Here is a 24,702-nt window from a genome sequence, read left to right as displayed (position 1 = left end):
GGGTCAGGCTGGTGATGGTCCTTTGCGGCGGAAGGCGTCAAGGCTGACCACCTGGGAGGAGGAGTCGCCCTGTGCTTCCGCATCGTCCCCGGCATCGGCCGGAGTGTGGTCCGTGGGTGCGTTTTCCTCATCCTCCTCCGGCTCAAAGTGCAGGTTGAAGTGGATGGAGGGGTCCGCGAACCCGGTAATGGCCCGAACGGGAATAACCAGAATGGAGCCAACACCCCCAAAGGACAGACCGACGGACACAATCCCGGCATCGCGGTCCACGTTCAGGTCCCAGAACTGGTGTTGGAGCACAATGGTCATCTCGTGCGGGTACTGGGCACGGAGCCGGTCAGGAATTTGCACGCCAGACAGGTCCGTGCGGAAAGTCAGATAGAAATGGTGCTCGCCTGCAAGCCCTTCGCGGCTCACATGTTCGAGTGCTTTGAACATGACGTCCCTGTAAGCCTCTTCCAGCCACTGGTCGTAGGGCAGCAGGCTGGTGGGGGGGAATGCGTCATTTCCCGTGGTGTCGTCGTGGTCATCAGCCATGCTTGGTCTCCTTGCTTCAGCCGGGGGTGGTGCGGCTGGCCATGCTTATCACTCTAGCGTCAGCCATGCGCGAAAGGTTCGGCCAGTGCAAGCGCCAAGGCCTGCCTGCGGCCATGCCGCAGGGCATGGGGTGGGCTCAACCCCACGGCAGACGCACCCCCAGCGGCACTGGTGGTGGAGCATAATTATAAAGGGGAATGGTATGAAGTGGGAGGGCTTCTGTTGCCCGGTGCCCTCCCGAACCGCGCTTATCGCTTATGCAGCGACAGCGAGCACCTCAGTGTTATCATTGGCACTTGTAAAAATAGCCCGATATCGGTGGTACAATGCCGGGCAAAAAAGATGTCTTTACTGCGCGTGTCGAGCCTATTTCGTCCCCATCTGTCCGGGTCTTGCGATCCGGATGTATGGTGGAGACGCCGGGTACCGCCCCCGGGTCCACTACGTCTATGCCACATCCCGTTTATTGCCATAGCCGCAAGAAATCTTCCGGCACCCCACACATAGGGGGGCTGTGGGTGGATTGCAAGAGTGCTGTGCTCCCCCGCGTGCGGGTGGGGCCGGTGGGGTGGGGCGCCTGAGTAATTGTGCTTTGGGCGGCACCTGCCCTCTTTCATCCAACCTGTATTGCCTGCTACAACCCGCGTGCGTAAGTGCGGCGGCAACCACTTGCGCTGTCTGTTTTTTCTAGCATGGTGGAGATCCTGCGCATGTCACTGACCCCAGAGCAACGTGCCGAAATTGCGGCCCACGGGCAGGAAACATTCTCCACCCGCCGCCCCACCGTGGCAGCCCTTGAGGCCATGCTCTACGACCCGCAGGAAGTGCTCGACCACGGGTTTGTGCGCGTGATCGACTATATGGGGGATGACGCCGCCATTGTGCAGGCGGCCCGTGTGTCCTACGGGCGGGGCACACGCAAGGTGTCGGAAGATGCCGGGCTGATCCGCTACCTCATGCGGCACCGCCATTCCTCCCCGTTTGAAATGTGTGAGATCAAATTCCACGTCAAACTGCCCATTTTTGTGGCACGGCAGTGGATTCGCCACCGTATGGCGAGCGTGAACGAGTATTCGGCCCGCTACTCCATTCTGGATAGCGAGTTCTACCTGCCCGACCCCGCCCACATGGCCGCCCAGAGCGAGGTCAACCGTCAGGGCCGGGGTGCCATCCTCGCGCCACAGGCGGCCGCCGAGGTGCTGGACATCCTGCGTGATGACGCCATGCGCACCTACCGCGATTACGAACGCATGCTGGACGCGGAAAATGGCTACGGCCTTGCGCGTGAACTCGGGCGCATCAACCTGACGCTGAACACCTACACACAGTGGTACTGGAAGATCGACCTGCATAACCTCATGCACTTCCTTGCCCTGCGCATAGACCCCCACGCACAGTACGAAATTCGTGTGTATGCCGAAGCCATGCTGAAAATCCTGCATGCGTGGCTACCGGTTACGGCGGCGGCGTTTGAGGAATATCGCCGGGGCGCGGTCACATTCTCCGCCTCCATGATGGCGGTTGTGCGCCGCATGCTGGCGGGTGAGGTGGTGGAACAGGCCGGGTCTGGCCTGAGCCGCCGCGAGTGGGATGAAATGATGGCGATCCTGAAGGCCCCCGCAGCCTGAGCGGGCGAGCCGTCCTGCATTGTTGGAGCGCCGTGGGGCCAGTCCCTCCGGCGCTCATTTTTTATCAAGATATTTGCATTAAATCTGCCCGGACTTGACGCCTTTCATATCAGGCGGGGGCGTGGGCGGGCCATAACACCTCAAGGTCTCGGGCACGGAAGTGCGCTCTGACCACCCGCCGTTATGTGATGCCCGGATCAACACCCGCAATGGTACCATGACTGCGCATATTCTGGGGAATAGAGGATTGTCCATGTCTTGCCTGAACCGGCATTTTGCCCGCACTGCCCGCCTTGTTCTGTCCGCTCTTGTTCTGGGGGCAGGGGTCTGGGGGGCTGCTGGCCTGCCTGCGTGGGCCGACACGGCGCGCGACCAGCAGACCAGAGCCTGCAAGGGCGATGCCCTGCGCCTGTGCGCGCTCGCCATCCCCAATGAAAAGAAAATCGCGGCCTGCATGGCGCGTAAAAAAGACAAGCTCAGCCCGGCCTGTAGTGTGTACTTCAAGGACACACCTACTCCGGCGGGCACAACCAAAGCCACCAAGCAGACCCGCACAGCCAAACACTAAAGCCCGCGGCGGGCATGGCGCCATGCAGGGGCATAACCCCCGCGTTACGGTTGCAGGCGACCGCCACGGGCGGTGCGGCACGCAGGCCCGGAGTAGGTAGGGCCTGACACTGGTCGGGACCATCCGGTGCCCCGGCTAAGCGGGCTGGTGGCCCCCCGCCCGGGGCGGGTCCGTTTTTATGTTGAGTGCTGCATGGCCCGCACGGCGGTGGCTACGGTATGGGCAATGGCGCGCCATGCCTTGCCGCCCTCGCTGTGTGGTGCGCCAATCACCAGCGGTACGCCGCTGTCCCCGCTGGAGCGGATATCGGCCAGCAGCGGCACTTCCCCAAGGAAGGGCACACCCATGGCCTCGGCCTCGCGCCGGGCGCCACCATGGCCGAACAGTTCCGTGTTGTGCCCACAATTGGGGCAGCAGAAGTAGGACATATTTTCCACCAGCCCCAGCACCGGCACATGCACTTTTTCAAACATGGTAACACCCCGGCGGGCGTCGATCAGGGCAATGTCCTGCGGGGTGGACACAATAACAGCCCCGCTGAGCGGCACTTTCTGGGTAAGCGAGAGGTGGGCATCCCCCGTGCCCGGCGGCAGGTCCACGATCATCACGTCCAGATCGCCCCAGTCCACATCGGTCAGTAACTGGTTGATTGCCCCCATAACCATGGGGCCACGCCAGATCATGGCGGCTTTTTCGTCCACCAGCATACCAAGGGACACGACGCGAATACCCCATGCCTGCATGGGTTGCAGGCGGCCTTCCACCACTTCGGGCTTGCCGGAGGTGCCCAGCATGCGGTGCAGGGATGGGCCGTGAATATCGGCATCAAGCAGGCCGGTCTTCAGCCCTTCCATGCCCAGACCCACGGCAAGGTTGACCGCTGTGGTAGACTTGCCCACCCCGCCTTTGCCCGAGGCCACAGCAATAATGGTTTTAACGCCGGGTAGCACGGGGGCATCGGGTGCTGCGGGCGCGCCACCAAGGGGGCGGTGCCCCCCAGCAGCGGAGGGGGCCTTGCCCCGGCTGGCCCCAGTGCTCTGGGCCGCAGCGTTGGGGGGGCTTGCTGCCTGCTCACCTGCCTGCCGTGGGGGGTGTGCTGGAGCGCTCGGCCCCGGCGCACCTGCCGGGCGGTGCGCGGTCAGGATAATGGTGGCGCTGGTGATGTTGGGCAGTGTCTGCAACTTTTTGGCGGCTTCATCACACAGGGCGGACAGGGCGGGGGCCTGCTCACGTGGGACGGTCAGGGTCAGGGTCAGGCGGCCGCCATCGTCCACCGTGCAGCTTTCCAGCCGTCCGGCGCTGGCAAGGGAAAGCCCGCTCTGTGGCGTTCTGACGGTATTGAGCAGGTCCATCAGTGTGTCAGAAGAAAAAGGGGCATTCTGCGCCAAGGGTTTTGTCCTGTTCCTGTGGGGGGTTACCATGCTGCGCGGGGAACAGCAGCGGATATGGGCGCGCCGTTGGGGCGGCTATGGGTTATAACGCCTTTTTTCTGGCACATACAGGGTGGTATGGGTAGAGGAACGGGCACGGAATAACAGGCGGGCGAGGCAGGGTAGTGCCGAAAGGGTAAGATGCAGGCACACACGGACGCACATACGGACGCACATACGGACAAGGCAGGCAGCACACGGGACGCATCACGCAGCGTACCACAGCCTGCCACAGACGCGCAGGCAGCCGTGGCAGGTGGAGCCACGCCCGCCACCTCACCGGGTACGCCCGCTCCCACGCGCAGCCGCCGTGACCACAGGATTGACGCCCTGCGGGGCGCGGCCCTGCTGATGATGTTCATCGACCACATCCCCCAGAACCTGCTCAACCGCTTTACCATGCGCAATGTGGGCTTTGCCGACGCGGCGGAGGTGTTTGTGCTGCTGGCGGGCTATGCCTCGTGGCTGGCCTATGGGCGGGGTTTTACCAAATACGGTGTGCTGCCTACCCTGCAACGCCTGTTCAAGCGCTGTGTGCAACTCTACATCGGGCAGACCATCATGGTCATGGCCTATGTGTTTACTGTGCGCGGCTGGCGGCACTTTACCCCGGTTTCGGTCGATTATCTGGAGCCCGAACTGGCCCATGGTCTGGGCTGGATCTGGCGGGTGATGATGTTTGATGCGTTGCCATCCAACCTCAACATCATGCCGCTTTACCTTGTGCTGCTGACCGGCTTCCCCATTTTTTACCTGCTTATGCGTGTCCATCGCTCACTGGCGTTGTTGCTGTCGGGGGCGTTGTGGATGCTGGTGAACATGGACCCGGAGCTGAACTTTCCCAACTGGCTGGACCCCGATGGCTGGTACTTCAACCCGCTGGCATGGCAGTTCCTGTTTGCCCTCGGGCTGACCGCCTCCGCCCAGACACAGCAGCGCGGGCGGGACTTCAAGCGTGTGCCAGCCCTGGCGGCGCTGTGCTGGGTGTATCTGCTGTTCTCGGCCATTCAGGCGTTCCCCTGGGCGTTGTGGGGCCTGCCCGACCTGCGCCCGTTTGGCAACACGCTGGCTCCGGCCAAAAGCTGGCTCTCGCCTTTGCGGCTGTTTGACGTGATGGCCATTTTCTACCTCGTCCAGTCCTCCGAGCCCGCGCGCCGCTGGGCGGCCGAATCGTGGGTGGGGCAGGAGCTGGCCCGTGTTGGTCGCAATTCGCTGGAAGTGTTTGTGGTTGGCACCATACTGGACCTTTACGCACGCCTGATCTTCAGCACCTTTGGCGAAGGCTGGGTTTTGCAGATTGCGGTCAATGTTGTGGGGCTGGCCATTCTGATCGGCCTTGCCTCATGGCTGGACCGGCGGCGCGCCCGCGCCCGTGCGGCCAAACCGGCGGCCCCACCCCCTGTGGCGGTGGCCTCCAGCCCGACAGGGGGGTAGGGGGTGCTTGCCGTTTTGGCACGCCATGAATAACCTTACCCTCCAGTGTTTGAGAATTGTCCTGTCCCGGCAGAAAGTTGTGTTGTCCATGCGTGTGTCCGTCCGTCTGTTCTGCTCTGTTTCCCTCTCCTCCGTGCTGGTGGCGGGGCTTGGCGTTTTGACCCCGCTGCATGCGGCGGATGCGCCAGCCCCCGCACCGGTCCCAGCGGTGGTGGCGGCAGGGGGGCGTGCGCCGGACAGCTTTGCCGACCTTGCGGCCCGCCTGCTGCCTGCGGTGGTGAACGTGTCCACCACCCAGACCGTGCGTGAGGCGGACGCCGAGGATGATGACGAGGACGACCAGCTCCCCCAGATGCCCAACTTCCCGCAGGGGTCTCCGTTCGAGAAGTTTTTTCATGATTTCATGAACCGCCAGACAGACCCCAACGCTCCGCCCCGGCGCATGCAGGCCCTTGGCTCGGGCTTTATTATCGACCCCACGGGTTACATCGTGACCAACAACCACGTTATCCGCAAAGCCGACCGCATAACCGTGACCTTGCAGGACAACACGGTGCTCAGTGCCCATGCCGTAGGGCATGATGACCGCACGGATCTGGCGTTGCTGAAGGTGGATAGCAAAAAACCACTCCCCTTTGTCAGCTTTGGCGATAGCGAACACCGCCGGGTGGGGGATTGGGTTCTGGCCATTGGCAACCCGTTTGGCCTGTCCGGCACGGTCACGGCGGGCATTATTTCCTCCCGCGGGCGCAATATTGACCAAGGCCCGTATGATGATTTTATCCAGACCGATGCCCCCATCAACAAAGGCAATTCCGGTGGCCCGCTGTTTGATATGGATGGCAATGTTATTGGCGTGAACACCGCCATTTACTCCCCCTCCGGCGGGTCGGTGGGGATCGGCTTTTCCATTCCCTCCAACGAGGCGCGCGGCGTTGTGGAGCAGTTACGCAAAACGGGCAAGGTCTCGCGCGGGTGGCTGGGTGTGCGTATCCAGAACGTAACGCAGGACATAGCCGACGGGCTGGGCCTGTCCTCCCCCAGCGGTGCGCTGGTGGCCGGGGTGGAAAAAGGCGGCCCCGCCGACAAGGCCGGGCTTAAAACGGGCGATGTGATCCAGAGCCTGAACGGCCAGCCGATCGAGGGCAAGGCCCTGCCGCGCCTGTCCGCCCAACTGCCCGTTGGCACACAGGCCAAGCTGGGCCTGTGGCGGCATGGCAAGGTTATGGACGTGCCCGTGACCATTGGCGCCTTGCCCGAAACCCCGGAGGAAGCACCAGCCAAGGCTGCCCCCGCGCCCAAATCTTCCGCCTCCGTCAGTTTTGCCGATTTTGGCTTTACCGTTGGCCCGCTGGATGGCGCGGGGCGGCAGAAATACAACCTGCCCACAAGCCTGAAGGGGGTTCTGGTCACCAGTGTTAAATCCGACGGCACGGCGGCGGACCGGGGGCTGAAGGAAGGGGATGTGATAACCGAGGTGCAACAGGCCGAGGTTGGCACGCCAGCAGCGCTCAAACAGCGGATCGAGGCCGCGCGTAAAGCCAAAAAACGCTCGGTCCTGCTTTTGGTGCATGACGCGGATGGCCTGCGCTGGATTCCCTTCCCCCTGAGCGCGGAGGACGCACCCTGATTGCACTCCTAACGGGCAAACGCACGCCCGTGCTGGACATAAGCCGGTATTGCCCGTGGCTTGCACGGTGGCTGAGCAACGCCACCGTCTGCCAGACCGTACGCCTGCTCAGTGCTGTGGGGGTTGCGGGGTTTGTGGCGTGGCTGACCAACCTGCAAGAACCGGGCTGGGCGCTTATTACGTCGGTTATTGTCACCCAGAACAGTATTACAGACACAATCTCCAAAGGGCGCGACCAGCTGGTGGGCACGCTCATTGGGGCTACGGCCAGTATTGCGCCCATTACGCTGCTCATGTTCCTGCATTGGCCGTTATGGATGGCGTTTACCATTGCGTTTGTGCCACTGGCCATTCTGGTGTCCTGGAAGCCCGAGGCCCGCATGGGCGTGGTCACGCTTATGGTGGCTATTCTCTTTCCATCCGATAACGACCCCTATTTGCGCCCGATTGAGCGTGTTCTGGCTATTCTGATCGGGGTTGGCTCTGGCACACTGGTGACATACGTGGTCCTGCACGAGCAGGCCCGGCGGGACGCCTTCCGCAACGCAGCCCTTACGGTGCGCCAGATTGTGGCCATGCTGCAAAAAGCCCGCACCGGGCATGTGGAATGGTCGGTCATTCAGGACATGAATGACGAATGCGCGGCCTCCTTGCGCAAGGTGCAGGCCGCGTTGGAGGAAGCCCGGCGCGAACACTGGCGCCCGCTGGATGAGCGCGACCCCATGTTGGCCCGCCTGCCGCCGGGTATTCGGCAATTGCAGATGGATGCGTTGGTGGTGGCGCGCGCCATGCTGGTGCTGCCCCAGAGAGCTACGGCGGAGGAGCTGGAACGTGCGGCCAGTGTGCGCGCGGGCATGCTGCGTGGCTTCCAGTGGATTATCCAGCGGTGCGAGAGCGAGGCCGTGGCCCGCTCGGGGGATGAATACCGCATTGCGGCAGAGGTGATGGCCGCTTTGCCAACGGAAAATGAAACGGCAGACCCGATCATACGTTTTGTGGTGGGTATTCTGCTTACGGACCTGCGCCAGCTTATCCAGCTTCTGGGTGAGGATGACAGGGACCGTGCGGCCCCATAACTACCAAAGTGGCGGCCAGCCTGTGCGCGCCACCGTGGCGTAGTCCACGGTCCCACCCGCAGCCGCCACCCTGACAAGCAAAGGGGTGAACAGCATGACGGCGCAGCATAATCAGGTTGTCCGGGTCCACCATACCGGTGGGCCGGATGTTCTTTTGCCCGAGTTCGTATCCGTCCCGCTCCCGCACAGGGGCGAGGTGCTGGTGCGGCAGGAGGCGATCGGCGTCAATTTTATCGACACGTATTTTCGCAGTGGGCTGTACAAGTTCCCCCATCTGCCCGCCATCCCCGGCATGGAGGGTGCAGGGGTGGTGGAGGCTGTGGGGGCCGATGTTGTGGACCTGAGCGTTGGCGCGCGCGTGGCCTATGCCGGTGTGCTGGGGGGGTATGCCCAGCACAGGCTGGTCCCTGCCGAGCGGCTGGTGGTTCTGCCAGAGGGGGTTTCCACCGAGGTTGCGGCCTCGGTCATGCTACGTGGCCTGACCGCGCATATGCTGCTGTGGCAGGTCCATAAGGTGCGGCGGGGGGAGAGTATTCTGGTCTATGCCCCTGCGGGTGGGGTGGGGCAGTTGCTGTGCCAGTGGGGCAGCTACCTTGGCGCGCGGGTTATTGGCGTGACCTCATCGGAGCATAAGGCCGATATTGCGCGGGCGTGCGGTGCGGCGGATGTGCTGGTGGGCACAAACAACCTGCCCGAGCGTGTGCGCGCACTGACCAACGGCGCCATGGTGCCCGTTGTGTACGACAGCATAGGCCGCGCGACGTTTGAGACCAGCCTGTACTGCCTAGCCCCACGCGGGCTTATGGTCAGCTATGGCAATGCCTCCGGCCCGGTTACGGGGGTGGATGTGGGCGTGCTGGCCGCCAGAGGCAGCCTGTACCTGACCCGGCCCACGCTTTCGAGCTACATAGGCACCCGCCCGGCACTGGAGGCCGCGGCGCAGGAACTGTTTGCCATGTTGGAGCAGGGCGCGCTGCGCCCCACCATAGGCCAGCGTTTTGCACTGGCCGAAGCCCAGAAGGCGCACGAGGCGCTGGAGGCGGGCGCGACCACGGGCAGTACCATTTTGCTACCATAAGTATTTTGCGCGGCAGGCATGAGGCAGCGCGGTGGTTATGCTTGCCAGATGGCATGACGCGGCGCGCCATATACGCTACAAAGGCAGGGAGACGCCCGACCCGTGTTGGGTGGAACCCCATATTGAGGATGCTCAAGACATGGCAAAATGCCCCAAATCCCCCTGTGCACGCGGTATTCTGGCTCTGGGCCTGATTGCAGCGGTTGTCTATTTCATTCGTAAAAAGAAGTGCTGTGGCTGATCGCGCGTCGGGTCCGTTCCTGAACGCCCGACACACGGCAAAAACCCGTCTGGTCCGCCAGACGGGTTTTTTTTATCTGCGCACCAGTTCGTGCCGCGGGGGTGAACATGCAACGCAACGCTTTGGCTTGTGTTATGGTGTAGGCGTTGTATCACTGCCGGTAACACATCTGGCCTGGCGCAGTCCGCCTCAGGCTTCTGACGGAAAGGATTGAGAGTGTTGCATCCTCTTGTTTCCCGCTTTTCCTCCAAGGCTGCGGCATCTGTTGCAGTCTGTGCGCTCGGGTTTGCGGGTCTGGCCACACTGGTCCTGCCAACGGCTGCACACGCGCAGGCTTCTGTTCTGCTCAAAAGCCAGCAGGCAACTGCCGTGGTGGAAAGTGTTGACCGCGAAGCGCGCGAACTGCTGCTGCGTGAAGGCAATGGCCACCTGCTGACCATTGAATACGGGGCCGCCGTAAAGGACGTGCCGCACCTGCATGAAGGTGACGAACTGAAAATCCAGTTCGTGGAAACGCTGGGCGCGCTGCTTGCCCCTCCGGGTAGCCCGCTGCCCGAATCCACGCTGACCACAGCCCGTGGCTTTGTGCATGGCCACCCGCGCGGCATTATTGCAGCCTTTAACCGCGAGCGCGCTCTGGTCAAAACTATTGACCTGCCCTCGAGCACCATTTCCTTCACCACGGAGGGGGATGATTCCCTGCACGTTGCAGTCCTGCGGACCAAGGCCATGCAGGACTTCCTCAAAACCCTCAAAATTGGCGATGTGGTGGATATTACCCGTGCTGAATCCATTACCTACATCGTAACCAACAAGACTGTGCCCCAGCCGACCCCCGCAACACCCCAGCTTGCCGCTCCGGCAGGGGATGTTGTGGCGCCGTCCGCACAGTAACACCCCGTTCGGGTGTGCCACGTTTCCCGCGCCGGGTGTATGATACCCGGCGCGGGGTGCAAGGTTCGGGTAATAGCCCCCAGCGGCAGCCTGCACATAATCTGCCCCTACCTATTCCTCAAAACTTATAATACTGCGCGGGATGATCCTGAAATGTCAGGGTTGGCTATGCCCGAATGCGGCAGGTGGCTCCACGTGGTCAAACCTGAGCGCGTGTGCAGTCTGTAGTGAAGATTTTTGCTGTATGGTCCATCAGTTTTCACACGACCTGTTCTGGGCGGGGTGTGTTATTCTGCTGCGTATGATGATGAAAAATCAATTTAGAATAACAATTTTTTCAAAATTATAAGATCTAGTTCCGGCTGCTTTATTCAGCCATGACGGCGGAATGGGAATGGGAATGGGAATGGGATTGGATATTGGAATACCCCCTGTTTATCACAGGAGGTATTCAGAAAAATCAGTGTTGTTTTACACGAATGTTTCGCCAACCATCTCTTCGCTTTTTTTCCAAAGTGCCTTTGCGTGTGCGGGGTTAACGGCATAGGCCCGCACACCGCCATCGTTCAGTTCGCCCGGTGTTGCGTCGGGCACCACGGGTGCTACGTGGCAGTCTTCGCAGTAATGGCCGCCCACCGCATCGGCCGGAGCCACAACGCCCGCCCAGATTGATGTTGCCGCCCCTTGCGGAATTGTCTTGAATACAAAAGGAGGTTTTCCTGCCTCGGCGGCCTGCGCGTTAACCTGCTTGACCATGGCCTCCAGCGCGCCATCGGGCAGGTGGCGGGTGAGTTCGGTCATGATCCCGCCGGGGTGGATGGCCGTTGCCCGCACACCCCGTGCCTTGTGCCGTGCGTCAAACGCCACCGCGAACAGAATGTTGGCGGTTTTGGAGCGCCCATAGGCCACCCATGGGTCATAGGGTGTGTGTTCAAAATTGGGGTCGCTCAGGTCCACATCTGCAAAGCGGTGCCCGGCGGAGGACACATTGACCACGCGCGCACCGGCATGTAGCAGCCCGGCAATGCGGTTGATCAGCACAAAATGCCCAAGGTGGTTGGTGCCAAACTGGGTTTCAAACCCATCTTTTGTGTGCCCCATGGGGGTGGCCATAACCCCGGCATTGGCAATAATCAGGTCAAACGGGCTGGCCTGTGTGTTCAGGTGGTCGGCGGCGGCGCGTACACTGCTCAGGTCCGCCAGATCGAGGGCAAGTAGTTCAAACGTGCCCCCACCGTTTTGTGCGGCCGCGCGGACCTGTGCGGTGGCGCGCTCGGCCTTGGCAATGTTACGGGCAGTACCCACCACGGTCGCGCCGTGGGCAGCCAGTGCGCGGGCTGTTTCCACCCCCAGCCCTGCGGATACGCCGGTTACAAGAACGCGCTTGCCGGTAAGGGATACGCCAGACAGAACATCCTCCGTGGTGGATGTTGCGCCAAACTGTTGTGTTGGTGTGAGTGCCATGACTGGTCTCCGGCATTATAAGAAGCGCCGTTCCTTGCGGAAGGGGCGCTTGGGGAGTTATGTGGAAGCATGCTCCGCTTAAATATATACGGAGCATTCCTCCGTTTAACAAGAGGAGAAAAAGTGGAAGAGGGTCACACACGCCGCCGCAAGCCACGCAGCGATGGGCAAAAAAACCGCCAACACCTGCTGCAAACAGCCAAAGCTGCCTTTGGAGCGGGGGAGATAGACATCCCGCTGGACGAGATCGCACGGCGGGCCGGTGTGGGCATTGGCACGTTGTACCGGCACTTTTCCAACCGCGATGCGCTGATCGAGGCCGTTTATCGTGATGAACTGGACAAGCTTGCGCGGGCCGCGACCGATCTGGCCCGCACATGCCCCCCCGTGGAAGCGCTGCGGGCATGGATGAAGCTGTTTGTGGATTACATTGCCACCAAACAGGTGATCGTGCCCGCGCTGAACAGCCTGATCGGTGGTACGGGCGCGCTATATGCGGATTCGCGCACGGTGCTCAAATCCGCCATCGACCAGCTTGTTGCGCGCGCTGTGCAAAATGGTGAGATCAAGCCCGATATTGAACCGCAGGACCTGTTATGCGCCCTTGCTGGCGTTTCCACTTACGCAACGGGTCCGGGGTGGGAGAGTGGTGCCAAACGACTTGTGGATATTCTGATCGCAGGCTCCCGCCCGGCGGAGTAAGGGCTGTGGCCTGTCCGGATCGGGTGGGCGCACACCCCATAAAAAACCCCGCAAGGCGGTGTGCCCGGCGGGGTTTTGTGTGCCTGTAGCCCTTTGCGCAGGAATTAGCGCGGGGTGCGGCGGGTTAATTGGCTGACGTCACGTACCGCGCCACGGGCGGCACTGGTGGTCAGGGCCGCATAGGCTTTGAGCGCGTTGGAGACCACACGTTCACGCTTGGGCTGCCACGCCAGATCGCCCAGATCGTCCATGCGGGCGCGGCGCTCGGAGAGCACGCTGTCCGCCACAGCCACGGACAGGCGGCGGTTGGGAATGTCGATCTCGATCGTATCGCCTTCCTCCACCAGCCCGATCACCCCACCTTCGCCCGCTTCGGGGGAGATGTGACCGATGGACAGGCCCGAGCTCCCGCCGGAAAAACGGCCATCGGTAATGAGCGCGCATTTTTCGGCCAGCCCCTTGGATTTAAGGTAGCTGGTGGGGTACAGCATTTCCTGCATGCCGGGGCCCCCCTTGGGGCCTTCGTAGCGGATCAGCACCACATCGCCTGCGTTGATTCTGTTGCCCAGAATGGCGCTGACCGCATCATCCTGACTTTCAAAAATCCGCGCGGGACCGGAGAATGTTTCCAGCCCCTTGGCAACACCCGCGGTTTTAACAATCGCGCCGTCTTCGGCCAGATTGCCGTAGAGCACACACAGCCCGCCATCCTGATTATAGGCATGCGCACCATCACGGATGGCACCATCCGTCTGGTCCGTATCCAGCGCCTTGTACGTGCTGGACTGCGAGAACGCGACCGTGGTGCGGACACCCCCCGGTGCTGCGCTAAAAAATTCCCGCGCGGGCGTATTGGATTCGGCTCCGGGGGCGCGGATGTCCCATTTTTCCAGAGCTTCGGACAGGTTGGCGGCGTGGACCATGTTGACGTCGCGGTGCAGCAGGCCCAGCCGGTCCAGTTCGCCCATAATGGCGGGAATACCGCCCGCGCGGTGCACGTCTTCCATATGCACATCCGCGCGGGAGGGGGAGACCTTGCACAGGTGCGGCACCTTGCGGGAGAGGCGGTCAATATCCTGCATGGTAAAGGGCACTTCGCCCTCGTGGGCTGCGGCCAGCAGGTGCAGCACCGTGTTGGTGGAGCCACCCATGGCAATATCGACCGACATGGCGTTCTCAAACGCGGCCATGGTGGCAATGCTGCGGGGCAGCACGGAGGTATCGTCCCCCTCGTAGTAGCGGCGGGCAAGGTCCACAATGCGGTGGCCTGCCTCCACAAACAGGTTGCGGCGGGCGGCGTGGGTGGCCACAAGGCTGCCATTGCCGGGCAGGGACAGGCCCAGTGCCTCGGTCAGGCAGTTCATGGAATTGGCGGTGAACATGCCAGAGCAGGAGCCGCAGGTGGGGCAGGCGGAGCGCTCGATGGCAAGGGAGTCGGCCTCGCTCACACCCGGGCTTGCGGCTGCGACCATGGAGGTCACAAGGTCTGCGCGCTGTTCAATATCATTGAGCGTAACGCGCCCGGCTTCCATGGGGCCACCGGAGACAAAAATAACCGGAATGTTCAGCCGCATGGAGGCCATGAGCATGCCCGGCGTAATTTTGTCGCAGTTGCTGATGCACACAATGGCGTCCGCGCAGTGGGCGTTGACCATGTATTCCACCGCATCGGCAATCAGCTCGCGCGAGGGCAGGCTGTACAGCATGCCGCCATGGCCCATGGCAATGCCGTCATCCACCGCAATGGTGTTGAACTCCCGCCCGATGCCACCGGCTTCGGCAATGGCCTCGCACACAAGCTGGCCCATGTCCTTGAGGTGCACATGGCCGGGCACGAACTGGGTAAAGGAGTTGGCGACGGCAATAATGGGCTTGCCAAAGTCGGAGTCTTTTACACCGGTTGCGCGCCACAGGCTGCGGGCACCCGCCATATTGCGCCCGTGGGTGGTGGTGCGTGATCGGTAGCCGGCCATTATGGGGTCTCTTCTGCTGTTGTGCTGGGTAAGGCAGCGGGTCGTGGGGTATGCGCGGTGGGGTCCACCGGCATGGGCTGGGGCACATTACGCCACATTGTGCTGGCTGTCAGGGCTGGATTATGCAGAAATGGATTGGCAGATTCCCGGTTGCCGGGGGATGACAATGCGAGGTGTTGATCCGTTCTTTGCCAATGTCCCTGATAACACTACAGTTTTGTGACAAAACTCTGTTTAATGGGACTTTCATGGGGTCTCCGTGTTGCAGGAGAGGACGGCGTTCAGTATTTCTCGCCCCATCCGGCTGATAGTTCGGAACGGAGAGCAGATGGAAATTCCCGCACGGCAGTCCCTGCCCGCGATGAAACAAGCCCCTTCCCATCAGGGAGGGCAAAAGGGCGACCCCGCCTTCAGGCTTCTGGTTACGGCAACAGGTGTTGGCGTGCTGGTTGTTCTGGGTGCCATCATTGCCGTTATGGTGACAGGTGGCTGGAAGGCGTTTGCAACCTTTGGCCCGGGCTTTCTGGTTTCCGCAGTATGGAACCCGGTCACGCAACATTTTGGGGCGGCAGCTCCAGTCTTTGGCACCGTTATCAGCAGTGCGCTCGCCCTGCTTGTGGCCGTGCCGCTGGCTTTTGGCACCGCGTTCTGGCTGACCGCGCTGGCACCACCCGCGGCTGCCTCGGTCATTGGCATGGCGGTGCAACTGCTGGCTGCCGTGCCGTCCATTATTTTTGGCATGTGGGGCTTTTTTGTGGTGGTGCCGGTGGTGGCGCATTATGTGCAGCCCGCCGCCCGCCAGATTTTTGGCCATGTGCCGGTCCTGTCCGCCCTTGTGGCGGGGGCGCCCTTTGGCACGGGGCTGTTTACGGCCGCCCTTATTCTGGCGGTCATGATCACCCCCTCCATTACCGCCGTCATGCGCGATGTGTTCCTGTCCATGCCCGCTGTGCTGCGTGAGAGCGGGTACGGGCTTGGCGCCACCCGGTGGGAGGTCATGCGCTATGTGGTGCTGCCGTGGTCCCGCCAGGGGGTTGTGGGCGGCATTGTGCTGGGCATGGGCCGCGCCATGGGCGAGACCATGGCCGTGACCTTTGTGATCGGGGATAGCAACCATATTGGCTGGTCCCTGTTTGCTCCGGCCAACACCATTGCCTCGTTGATCGCCCTTGAATTCCCCGAAAGCCCGGCAGGGAGCCTCAAGCTGGCATCCCTTATGGCTCTGGGCGCCATTCTTATGGCCATCTCCTTTGTAACACTCTGGTTCTCCCGCTGGCTGCTGGCCCGTGGCGAACAGGCAGCAGGACGTTGAGGATGAAGGCGAACAATACCCTCATGCGGGCGGATCGCTCCGCCTCGCTGCTGTGGCGGCGCCATATGTGCGACAAGCTTGCCACGGCCATGAGCTGGCTTGGCATGCTTATTGTGGTGTTCATGCTCGGCTCCATCCTGTGGACCCTGTTCAAAAACGGTCTGGCGGGCATGAGCGTGCATCTGTTCACCATGTCCATGGCAGCACCTGGGCAGCCCGGCGGGCTGGCCAACGCCATTATGGGCAGTATTATCCAGACCGGCCTTGCTATTCTGATTGGTGCGCCCGCCGGGCTGATGACCGGCATCTATCTGGCGGAATACGGCACAACCAGCCGCATGGCGCGCATTGTGCGCTTTGTGTCGGACATGCTGCTTTCCGCCCCGTCCATCCTGATCGGCCTGTTCATTTACATGATGCTGGTTGTGCCGTTCGGGCACTTCTCCGGTCTTTCGGGCGCTGTGGCGCTGGCTATTCTGGCCATGCCCATTGTGGTCCGCACGACCGAGGACATGCTGCGCCTTGTCCCCGTTGCCATGCGTGAGGCAGGCATTGCGCTGGGTGCGCCCAAATGGCGGGTGATCCTGTTTATTTGTGTGCGGGCCGTGCGTGCGGGGATCATGACTGGTGTGCTGCTGGCCATTGCCCGCGTTGCGGGTGAGACAGCCCCCCTTCTGTTTACCTCGCTGGGCAATTCCGAATGGTCGCTCGACCTCGGGCGCCCCATGGCCAGCCTGCCCGTGGCGATCTACCAGTACGCAGGTTCGGCCTATCAGGACTGGATGCAGCAGGCATGGACCGGCGCGCTGCTGGTTACACTGGGTGTGCTTATTATTAATATTGTAGTGCGGGTCGGAACCCGCGGAGGACGGTCATGAGCGTAGAGGTTCCCGTTAAAGCGACAGGCATGACCCAACCGTTGGACAGCACCGCCGCCAGCAAGGACACCCCCCACCCCGTGGCCATGCAGGTCAAGGGTCTGAACTTCTATTACGGCACGTCCCACGCCCTGCATGACATCTCGCTCGACTTCCCCGAGCGGAGTGTTACGGGCATGATCGGGCCTTCTGGCTGTGGCAAATCCACCCTGCTGCGTGTGCTCAACCGGATGTACGACCTGTACCCCGGCCAGCGCGCCACGGGCGAAGTGATTTTTGACAAGCAGAACATCCTGAATTCCGGGGTGGACCTGAACGTCCTGCGGTCGCGCATTGGCATGGTGTTCCAAAAGCCAACACCATTCCCCATGTCCATCTACGACAACATCGCCTTCGGCATCCGCCTGCACGAGCGCGTTTCCCGCTCCGAAATGGACGGACGGGTGGAGGACGCCCTGCGCCGCGTGGCTCTGTGGCCGGAAGTGCAGGACCGCCTGAGCGCTTCGGCCACCGCCCTGTCGGGTGGGCAGCAGCAGCGCCTGTGCATTGCCCGCACCATTGCCGTGCGCCCTGAAGTGATTTTGCTCGATGAGCCAACAAGTGCGCTCGACCCGGTCTCCACCGCCCGGATCGAGGAGCTGCTGGACGAGCTTAAAACCGAGTTCACCATTGCCATTGTGACGCACAACATGCAGCAGGCTGCCCGTTGCGCGGATCAGGTGGCGTTTTTCTATATGGGCCGCCTGATCGAAGTGGACAGCACCGCCCGTATGTTCACCACCCCGCGTGAACAGCAGACGCAGGACTACATCACAGGCCGCTTTGGCTAAAGGCCATTAGGGTAAGGCACGGAGGAAAGCGTTATGGGCAACGAACCCGCACATACCATTACCCGCTACGATCAGGAGCTTGATCGGCTGCGTGGCATTGTGGCGCGCATGGGTGGTCTGGTGGAGCGGCAGACCGCTCAGGCCATCGCCGCTGTGGTGAACCAGAATGAAGAAGCCGCTCTGGAACCCCCCGAGCTGGACCCCGAAGTAGACGCGCTCGAACGCGAAGCCGAAATGCTGGCCATCCGCATTCTGGCGCTGCGCGCCCCCATGGCGGTGGATCTGCGCGTTATTGTGGCCGTGCTCAAAATGAGCGGCGATCTTGAGCGGATCGGGGATTACGCATCCTCCATCGCGCGCAGGGCTGCCAAGGTGGAGGTTCTGGATGGAGCCATCTCCTTTAGCGCGCTGCGGGCCATGGCCCGTCTGGTGCAGGAAAACCTGCACATGGCCGTGGAATCCATGGTCGAGAACGACGCTGAACGCGCGCAGGAAGTCTGGAAAGCCGATACGGCGGTGGACGAACTGTACACCACCATGTTCCGCGAACTGGTGACCTACATGATGGAAGACCCCCGCAAGATCGCGCCGTGCATCCACCTGCTGTTCGTGGCCAAAAACCTTGAGCGGATCGGGGACCACGCCACCAACATTGCCGAACGTGTGTACTACGCGGTCACGGGTGAAATGCTGCCATCCGTGCGTCCGCGCGGGGGGGCTGCGCGTACCAATATCGAACAGCCGGAATAAATCTGGCTGAACACTCTTTCGGCCGTCATACGGTCGATCAGGGTATGCGGGCATTCTGGCTTTAAACAGCCGGGGTGCCCGTTTTTTGTTGGGCTATTGGCTTGCCGGGTTTTAGCCGTGTGGGGTGTTCAGGCCCGCATCAAAAAACGTGTGGTGCAGGCCTTCGGCCAGCCCTATGGGCTGCACAGCCAGTATGGCCCGCATGGGGGCGATATCAAAATCCTTGTTTTCCAGCAGGCGGCGGATTTCGTCCGGGGTTACGCGGGGCAGGCCGGGCACAGGGGCGGCCATGCGGGCAAGCCTCATAAGCAGGCCCACGGGCAGGCTTATGGTCGGGCGTGGCGCAAGCCCTGCCGCCTCTGCAACCATGGCGGCAAACTGGCGGTAGGGTAGGGCATCCGCCCCGGCAATAACCATGCTGTGCGGTCCATCCCACGCCCGGTTCAGGGCGGCCACAAGGCAGGCCGTTACGTCCCCCTGCCATATGGGCTGCACCAGTGCGCGTCCCCCGCCGGGTAGGGGCGTAAAGGGCAGGTGGCGTAGCACGGCGGCCAGCCGTTGCACGGTGTTCTCGCCCTGTGCGCCGTAAATCATGGTGGGGTGCAAAATTACGCCCGAGCGGCCAGAGGCCAGAAAAGCCTGTTCGCCCAAAAGTACGCCATTGCCGTGGTCATCTGGACAGCGGGTAAACTTGCGCGTGCTGCCAAGGCACACCAGCCGGGCCGTGGCGGGGGCGGTGGCCAAAAGCGCGGGTATGTGGCGGGCATGGGCTGTGCAGACAATGCGTGTTGCATCGGCCAGTGCGGCGCGCAGCGGGCCTGTTGGCCCCTCCAGATTGGCAACACGTAGGTTAGGCAGGTTTTTGGCACGGGCGGGGTTGCGCACAATGGGCACAACTGGTGTGCCCCGCAGGGCCAGTGCCCGGCACATGGCCTGCCCCGACCGGCCAGATGCCCCCAGAACATGCACGGGGTCTGTGTGGGGCTGTGTTCTGCGCATGCCGTGTCTCTGTGGGGTGGTCGGGGTTTAGTGCGTCTGAACCGTCAGCCCGATTTTTTGTGCCTGTTCGGGCATGGAGGCAAGGCTACCCAGAGATGCAACCACAAGCATGAGCGGCATGGGCTGTTCGGGCTTTATGCCAATGCTCAGGGTCTGCTTGCCCGGATTGGCCAGCCAGTGGAAGAAGCTGGCAAAAGCGGGGTTCTGTGCCGTGGCGGACTGGGCCTGCACATAGGCCAGAAAACCCTGTGGTGGCAGGCCGCGGGCGGTGGCGATTGCGCCCAGTGCTCTGGGCACCAGCCCGTGGTCAATATAGTCAAACGCCATGGATATGACCTGAAGGTCGGCGTTGCTGTCGACCAGCATGGAGGCGGAGGTCGCCTGCCCAAGCTCGCCATGCATATGCAGCCGCCCCATGTTGGCGGAGTCGATGCTAAAGGTTTCCACGTGCAGCGCGCCGGTTTTGGGGGTGTAGGTGTCGTTCAGCACCACATTGCCCACAAACCGGTCATACCCGAGCGAGGGCATCCAGCCCATGTTGGGCACGGTGGGCCACAGTTCCAGCCCCTGTATGCTGGAGACTTCCTGCTCCGTGGCCTCGGTATGGGTGGCGTGGGAGAGCACGCGTTTTGCCCGCATGAGCGGGGCGGTGCCGTCCATGCTCAACTGGTCAATGGTTATGTCGCGCGTGCTGGGGTGGGCGGTGTAGGGCGCGCCGGTGGTCAGGGTTTTGTACAGGTCGGCCAGCGCCACGCCGTCTACTACAATGGAGTCGGCCCTAACATGGCGGGGGGGAGCCACATCGGTGGAAAGCTGCACGTTACGGGCCTGCAGGTGCGATGTTTCGTTCGCGCCAAAATCGTCCATGCTCGCGGTGTCGGCTGAGATGTCGGATTGCAGGGCGCTGACAAACCCGTGCAGGCCGGTTGCCTGCGCGTGGCCAATGCTCAGGGTCTGCACGCCGGGGGCGGTGGGGTCCTCTGCCTTGGTGGGCAGGGCCAGATCGTCCATTTCCATTGTTTTCAGGTGCAGGCTGCCAGCGGGGTCGGCCAGCTGGAAATTGCGGAAGCTCAGGTGGTGAATGCGGGTGACCTCGGAATCCTGTGTGTCGGGCTTGGTCAGCTCGGCCTCATCGGCGGTCATGGTTTCTGACCCCTGCCGGAACACAAGGCCGCTAAAGCGCACACTGCGGCCCAGAAGGCCCGGTTTTGCGCGCGTATAGGTGAAGGAGACATCCGGCCCAAGCGCCTGCTTGAACCGCTCGATCCCTTTATCAACCATGACATGTTCTGCATGGTGGGCGCCAAACCATGCGATCCCGCCAAGAATGGCAATGCCAGAGACCGTGACAAGAACGTTCTTCTTCACCCGTTGGAAATCCTGCTGTTTTCACCACAGTCTTTAGCTTTAGTGCATGCGGGGGAGGCGGGCAAGCGGCGGAACGGTAACATGTTACCTAGAGAAAACTGCCTGAAAATACGGTCATTAACTGCAATACCTCTTGACGACTTGTGCGCCACCCATCATAAGGCGCCATCAATACGTAACTGTTCTCATATGGAATCAGTGTCATGAAGACCACCCTCTCGCTGAAGCCCGCGGAGGTGACGAAGAACTGGATCCTGATCGATGCCGAAGGTCTCGCTCTGGGTCGTCTCGCCGTCATCATCGCCACGCGCCTGCGCGGCAAGCACAAGCCTCAGTTCACCCCGCATGTCGATTGCGGCGACCATGTTGTTGTCATCAACGCCGAAAAAGTGGCGCTGACCGGCAACAAGGCGGACCAGAAGCTCTTTCATTACCACACCGGCTATGCTGGCGGTATCAAGACCCGTACGGTCACGCAGCGCCTGACAGGCAAGCACCCCGGCCATCTGGTCGAAAAAGCCGTTGAACGCATGATCACGCGTGGTCCACTCCAGCGCGACCAGATGCGTAACCTGCATGTGTATGCTGGCGCTGAACACCCCCACGGTGGTCAGACCCCCCAGGTGCTTGACGTTGCGGGCATGAACCGCAAGAACGTCGTTAACGTTCAGAAGGGCTGAGACAATGTCTGAAACTCAGGAACGCACCGGCACGCTGGCCGATCTGAAGACCGTTGCTCCGGTTCTGGCCGATTCTGCGCCGGTTTACGAAGCCAAGCGTGACGCACAGGGCCGCTCCTATGCCACAGGCCGCCGTAAGGATGCCGTGGCCCGCGTATGGATCAAGCCGGGTAAAGGTGAAGTCACCGTTAACGGCCGTCCGGTTGTTCAGTATTTCGCACGCCCCGTGCTGCGCATGCTGCTCACCCAGCCCTTCCTTGTATCCGATCGTTACAACCAGTTTGACGTGGTCTGCACCGTAACCGGTGGTGGTCTGTCTGGTCAGGCTGGTGCGGTTCGTCACGGTATCAGCCGTGCGCTGACCCACTACGAACCCGAACTGCGCAGCATCCTCAAGGCTGCTGGCTTCCTGACCCGCGATTCGCGTCAGGTTGAACGTAAAAAGTACGGTCGCGCCAAAGCCCGTCGTTCCTTCCAGTTCAGCAAGCGCTGATCTGGTTCGAACTTCGGTTTTTCGTTCGGCAGACGGGCGGGGGGACTTTGGTCCTCCCGCCCGTTTTGCGTTTGGGGCCGGGTAACGGGTCGCCAGCTACGGTGCCGGGGGGCGTGGCCATGCCGGAAGGGGCGTAACCCTTTTGGGGCGGTGTTATTGCCAACTCGGCACCCGTGTGGCTGGCACGCTCATGCCGCTCATGCCGCTCATGCCGCTCATGCCGCTCATGCCGCTCATGCGGGTAAAGTAGGTGCAGTAGTATGTTCCCGGTTGGAGTCCCCTGCACCATAGGCATCCGGTTGCGGGGGCTGGCCGTGGCTAGCGCATACCCGGCCGATGTGGGTGGGCCGGGTGCGCGCCTTGCTGGGTGTGTGGCCCTTGGGGGGCTCAGGCCTCTTCCAAATCAGGGGGCCAGAAAGGTGCGTACGTCACGCGCAAGGGCTGCGCGGCTGTCCGGGCGGGTGTAGAGCATGTGCCCACCGGGGTACACATGCAGCCCGATGCGCCCGCGCCCTACAGGAATATGCTCCGCCACCCAGCGGGAGGAGGCATACGGGCACACAAGGTCATACGCCCCGTTGGCAATGAACACTCGCAAGGTGGGGTTCAGGGCCAGTAGGCGGCGCAGGGTGGGAATGGGGCGCACGATGGGGGCGTTTGTATCGCGGTAGTCCCATGCCTGACTAATGGCGTAGTTGAGCAGGTTGTAGCTCAGGTCTGTCTGGTAGCGCAGTTCGGTTGCGGCGTAATGCTCAAACGCGCTGCCATAGGCGTGGCCAAACCCGTCCAGCGTGGGTTCGGGGCTTTCGGCGTTGTCCACGCCTTCGGGGAAGGGGTCGGCAATGGACAGGGTGGCATCATATAGCGAATACAGGCGGCCATCACGGCTGCGGATGTCATGCGCCTCTGGCCGGGGCATGCCGCGCTGTTTGGCAATAATGTCCTGCTCAATGCCGGTGTGGTTGGCCACGGCCTCGTAAAAATCATCCGCCGCATCCCCCGTGGGGGGCGTGCCCGCCAGTGTGCTCAGGTACGGCCCCACGGCGTACTGGTACGCCTTGTCCAGATGCTGGGTCAGGTTCTCGGGGGTCAGCTTGTGCTGGAGGGCCAGATTGGCGGCCTCGAGCGAGGGCAGCACAAAGGCTTCGGCCAGAATGTCATTTTCCGTATCCAGCAGGGTCATGTCCAGTGCTGGGGAGACCATGACAATGCCGTTGAGCAGAATATTCTGGTCCTCGGCCAGTGCGTTGGCCACTTCTATGGCGCGCAGGCCACCATAGCTTTCCCCCGCAAGGTAGCGTGGGGAGGTCAGGCGTTTGTTGGTGTTGGCCCAGAGCTGAATGGCCTTGGCAAAGGTTTTGGCGTCCTGGCGCACACCATAGAACTGTTTGTCCGCCTGTTTGGGATCGGTCGGAACCGACCAGCCCGTGCCCGGTGCGTCCAGAAAAACCAGATCAGCCGCCGCCAGCCAGCTTTCGGGGTTGGGTTTTATCTGGGCATTGGCCCCATCGGCCGGGTTGCCGGTGGGAAAATCAAGCATGACCGGGCCAGCCGCCCCAAGGTGCAGGTAGGCGGTGCCCGCACCCGGTCCGCCATTAAAAAAATACACAACCGGCCTGTGTGCGGGGTCCGCGCCATCCCGCGTGTAGGCGGTGTAGAACATGCGCGCCGTGGGCTTGCCCGCATCATCACGCAGGGTCAGCGTGCCTGCGGTTGCGGTGTAGGTCATTTTTTGCCCACCAAACGTGCCGTTATGGTGGGTTATGGAGTCCTTGGGCAGCATGGCGGCGGCATCGTGGAACGTATCGGCCCCTTCGGGGGGCTGGGCTGGCTGGCCTGCCTCGGCCTTGGTGGGGGCAGGGGGTGTGGCCGCTAGTGCGGTGGTGGACAGGCACAGGGCAAGGCAGAAGGGCAGGGCGGACCACAGGCCAGCGCGGGTGGGGGTACGGTGGTACGGTGCTGGGCGTGTGATCAAGGTCTGTCTTCCTTTGCCGCATTTGTGCGGGAGCCATGCTGCTTGTGCAAACGTGTTCCTGCAAGGGTGGGGTGGACTATTTTTTGCCCTAATCCCATGTCTTACACATAACCGATGTTCGCGCTTTTATGGTGTGGAACACAGGAAAGGAATATTTATGCTCTCTATTCGGAAAATTGCGCTTCTGGGCCTGCCCCTGGTCGCCTTTGCTGGCACGGCCTCTGTTGCGCATGCCGATCCGTGCCTGTCCCTGAGCGGCTGCCTCCAGCAGGGTGCGGAAAGCCAGGTGGATTCCGCCAAGGACTCCGTCAAGAACGCGGGTAGCCAGTTTACGTCTGGTGTGCGCGATCAGGCCAAGCAGCGCTGGAACAGTGCAACCGAAGCCGAGCGCGAAAAGCTGCTGGCCAAGGGTGGCGCGCTGACCAGCTCAGGTGCCAACGCTACGGAAAAACTGAACAACGCGGAAAAAACCGTAAAGGACCGCTGGAACAACGCCAGCACGGCCGAACGGCAGAAAATTCTGGCCCAGCGTGACAAGCTGACGGGTGCAGCCACGGCAGCCACAGCCGCTGGCGGCGTAAGCAGCGCGGAACAGAATGTGAAGGACCGTTGGAACAACGCCTCCCAGAGCACCAAAGATGCGTGGAAAAGCAAAAAAGACCGCCTGAAGTCGGACGTGAATAACGCAACGACCCTGCCGTCCATTCCCTCCCTGTAAGGTTGGGTATGGCTGCGGGCTTACGGCCCGACAGGCACAAAAAA

22 protein-coding genes and 1 other RNA gene are annotated in these 24,702 nt (G+C 61.9%); 15 read left to right on the top strand and 8 right to left on the bottom strand.

Annotation, left to right across the window (positions count from 1 at the left end):
• Positions 1 to 3: 3 nt before the first annotated feature.
• Positions 4 to 537: an SspB family protein gene (locus tag GOB86_RS06965; protein WP_165991637.1), complete on the bottom strand. Its 534-nt coding sequence runs from the start codon at positions 535 to 537 to the stop codon at positions 4 to 6.
• Between the two features lie 206 nt (positions 538 to 743).
• Positions 744 to 1,070, bottom strand: a transfer-messenger RNA (tmRNA) gene (gene ssrA / locus GOB86_RS06960).
• 177 nt (positions 1,071 to 1,247) lie between these two features.
• Between ssrA and thyX the strand changes: the two genes are divergently transcribed.
• Both thyX and GOB86_RS16025 read left to right on the top strand, forming a co-directional pair.
• Complete coding sequence (thyX, locus tag GOB86_RS06955) at positions 1,248 to 2,165, top strand: FAD-dependent thymidylate synthase (protein WP_165991636.1); 918 nt, start codon at positions 1,248 to 1,250, stop codon at positions 2,163 to 2,165.
• 253 nt (positions 2,166 to 2,418) lie between these two features.
• Entirely contained in the window at positions 2,419 to 2,733 is a 315-nt protein-coding gene (locus GOB86_RS16025) for a hypothetical protein (RefSeq protein WP_242012540.1), read from the top strand.
• A gap of 176 nt (positions 2,734 to 2,909) precedes the next feature.
• On the opposite strand, the gene GOB86_RS06945 is transcribed toward GOB86_RS16025, so the two are convergent.
• A complete protein-coding gene (locus GOB86_RS06945; RefSeq protein WP_408737336.1) occupies positions 2,910 to 4,121 on the bottom strand; it encodes an Mrp/NBP35 family ATP-binding protein in 1,212 nt (403 codons plus the stop codon).
• Positions 4,122 to 4,304: 183 nt separating this feature from the next.
• Between GOB86_RS06945 and GOB86_RS06940 the strand changes: the two genes are divergently transcribed.
• The 5 genes from GOB86_RS06940 (at position 4,305) to GOB86_RS06920 (ending at position 10,516) form a co-directional block, all read left to right on the top strand.
• Entirely contained in the window at positions 4,305 to 5,597 is a 1,293-nt protein-coding gene (locus GOB86_RS06940; RefSeq protein WP_165991635.1) for an OpgC family protein, read from the top strand.
• A gap of 88 nt (positions 5,598 to 5,685) precedes the next feature.
• Entirely contained in the window at positions 5,686 to 7,227 is a 1,542-nt protein-coding gene (locus GOB86_RS06935) for a DegQ family serine endoprotease (protein WP_165991634.1), read from the top strand.
• Positions 7,228 to 7,256: 29 nt separating this feature from the next.
• On the top strand, positions 7,257 to 8,303 hold the full coding sequence (locus GOB86_RS06930; RefSeq protein WP_253543844.1) for an FUSC family protein: 1,047 nt from the start codon (positions 7,257 to 7,259) through the stop codon (positions 8,301 to 8,303).
• A gap of 94 nt (positions 8,304 to 8,397) precedes the next feature.
• Entirely contained in the window at positions 8,398 to 9,381 is a 984-nt protein-coding gene (locus GOB86_RS06925) for a quinone oxidoreductase family protein (protein WP_165991633.1), read from the top strand.
• A 460-nt stretch (positions 9,382 to 9,841) separates the two neighbouring features.
• Entirely contained in the window at positions 9,842 to 10,516 is a 675-nt protein-coding gene (locus GOB86_RS06920; protein WP_165991674.1) for a hypothetical protein, read from the top strand.
• A 471-nt stretch (positions 10,517 to 10,987) separates the two neighbouring features.
• On the opposite strand, the gene GOB86_RS06915 is transcribed toward GOB86_RS06920, so the two are convergent.
• Positions 10,988 to 11,980 carry an SDR family NAD(P)-dependent oxidoreductase gene (locus GOB86_RS06915; RefSeq protein WP_165991632.1) on the bottom strand — a complete coding sequence of 331 codons (993 nt, stop codon included), beginning with the start codon at positions 11,978 to 11,980 and terminating at the stop codon, positions 10,988 to 10,990.
• A 123-nt stretch (positions 11,981 to 12,103) separates the two neighbouring features.
• Here GOB86_RS06915 and GOB86_RS06910 point away from each other — a divergent pair, with 123 nt between their 5' ends.
• On the top strand, positions 12,104 to 12,682 hold the full coding sequence (locus GOB86_RS06910; protein ID WP_253543842.1) for a TetR/AcrR family transcriptional regulator: 579 nt from the start codon (positions 12,104 to 12,106) through the stop codon (positions 12,680 to 12,682).
• A 104-nt stretch (positions 12,683 to 12,786) separates the two neighbouring features.
• Here the strand turns inward: GOB86_RS06910 and ilvD are convergent, their stop codons facing one another.
• Complete coding sequence (gene ilvD / locus GOB86_RS06905) at positions 12,787 to 14,655, bottom strand: dihydroxy-acid dehydratase (RefSeq protein WP_165991630.1); 1,869 nt, start codon at positions 14,653 to 14,655, stop codon at positions 12,787 to 12,789.
• Positions 14,656 to 14,983: 328 nt separating this feature from the next.
• On the opposite strand from ilvD, the gene pstC reads away from it, so the two are divergent.
• The 4 genes from pstC to phoU are packed head-to-tail and all read left to right on the top strand — an operon-like array spanning position 14,984 to position 18,425.
• The gene (gene pstC / locus GOB86_RS06900) at positions 14,984 to 15,967 is read left to right on the top strand and encodes a phosphate ABC transporter permease subunit PstC (protein WP_165991629.1); all 984 of its coding nucleotides are present in this window, start codon (positions 14,984 to 14,986) and stop codon (positions 15,965 to 15,967) included.
• 2 nt (positions 15,968 to 15,969) lie between these two features.
• A complete protein-coding gene (pstA, locus tag GOB86_RS06895) occupies positions 15,970 to 16,845 on the top strand; it encodes a phosphate ABC transporter permease PstA (protein WP_165991628.1) in 876 nt (291 codons plus the stop codon).
• Complete coding sequence (gene pstB, locus GOB86_RS06890) at positions 16,842 to 17,675, top strand: phosphate ABC transporter ATP-binding protein PstB (protein WP_408737335.1); 834 nt, start codon at positions 16,842 to 16,844, stop codon at positions 17,673 to 17,675. The genes pstA and pstB overlap by 4 nt, the downstream gene beginning before the upstream one ends.
• A gap of 33 nt (positions 17,676 to 17,708) precedes the next feature.
• Entirely contained in the window at positions 17,709 to 18,425 is a 717-nt protein-coding gene (phoU, locus tag GOB86_RS06885; protein WP_165991627.1) for a phosphate signaling complex protein PhoU, read from the top strand.
• Between the two features lie 111 nt (positions 18,426 to 18,536).
• On the opposite strand, the gene GOB86_RS06880 is transcribed toward phoU, so the two are convergent.
• Positions 18,537 to 19,424, bottom strand: coding sequence for an NAD(P)H-binding protein (locus GOB86_RS06880; RefSeq protein ID WP_165991626.1), 888 nt, complete (start codon positions 19,422 to 19,424; stop codon positions 18,537 to 18,539).
• Between the two features lie 27 nt (positions 19,425 to 19,451).
• Positions 19,452 to 20,792 carry a hypothetical protein gene (locus GOB86_RS06875; protein ID WP_165991625.1) on the bottom strand — a complete coding sequence of 447 codons (1,341 nt, stop codon included), beginning with the start codon at positions 20,790 to 20,792 and terminating at the stop codon, positions 19,452 to 19,454.
• Positions 20,793 to 20,995: 203 nt separating this feature from the next.
• On the opposite strand from GOB86_RS06875, the gene rplM reads away from it, so the two are divergent.
• Both rplM and rpsI read left to right on the top strand, forming a co-directional pair.
• A complete protein-coding gene (rplM, locus tag GOB86_RS06870) occupies positions 20,996 to 21,472 on the top strand; it encodes a 50S ribosomal protein L13 (RefSeq protein WP_165991624.1) in 477 nt (158 codons plus the stop codon).
• Between the two features lie 4 nt (positions 21,473 to 21,476).
• Entirely contained in the window at positions 21,477 to 21,965 is a 489-nt protein-coding gene (gene rpsI / locus GOB86_RS06865; protein ID WP_086646120.1) for a 30S ribosomal protein S9, read from the top strand.
• Positions 21,966 to 22,368: 403 nt separating this feature from the next.
• Here the strand turns inward: rpsI and GOB86_RS06860 are convergent, their stop codons facing one another.
• On the bottom strand, positions 22,369 to 23,892 hold the full coding sequence (locus GOB86_RS06860) for a S10 family peptidase (RefSeq protein WP_408737342.1): 1,524 nt from the start codon (positions 23,890 to 23,892) through the stop codon (positions 22,369 to 22,371).
• Between the two features lie 205 nt (positions 23,893 to 24,097).
• Between GOB86_RS06860 and GOB86_RS06855 the strand changes: the two genes are divergently transcribed.
• Positions 24,098 to 24,658 carry a hypothetical protein gene (locus GOB86_RS06855; protein ID WP_165991622.1) on the top strand — a complete coding sequence of 187 codons (561 nt, stop codon included), beginning with the start codon at positions 24,098 to 24,100 and terminating at the stop codon, positions 24,656 to 24,658.
• Positions 24,659 to 24,702 lie beyond the last annotated feature (44 nt).

The sequence above is a fragment of the Acetobacter lambici genome (assembly GCF_011516885.1).
Taxonomy (GTDB): domain Bacteria; phylum Pseudomonadota; class Alphaproteobacteria; order Acetobacterales; family Acetobacteraceae; genus Acetobacter; species Acetobacter lambici.
This window is presented reverse-complemented; position numbering and strand designations above follow the sequence as displayed.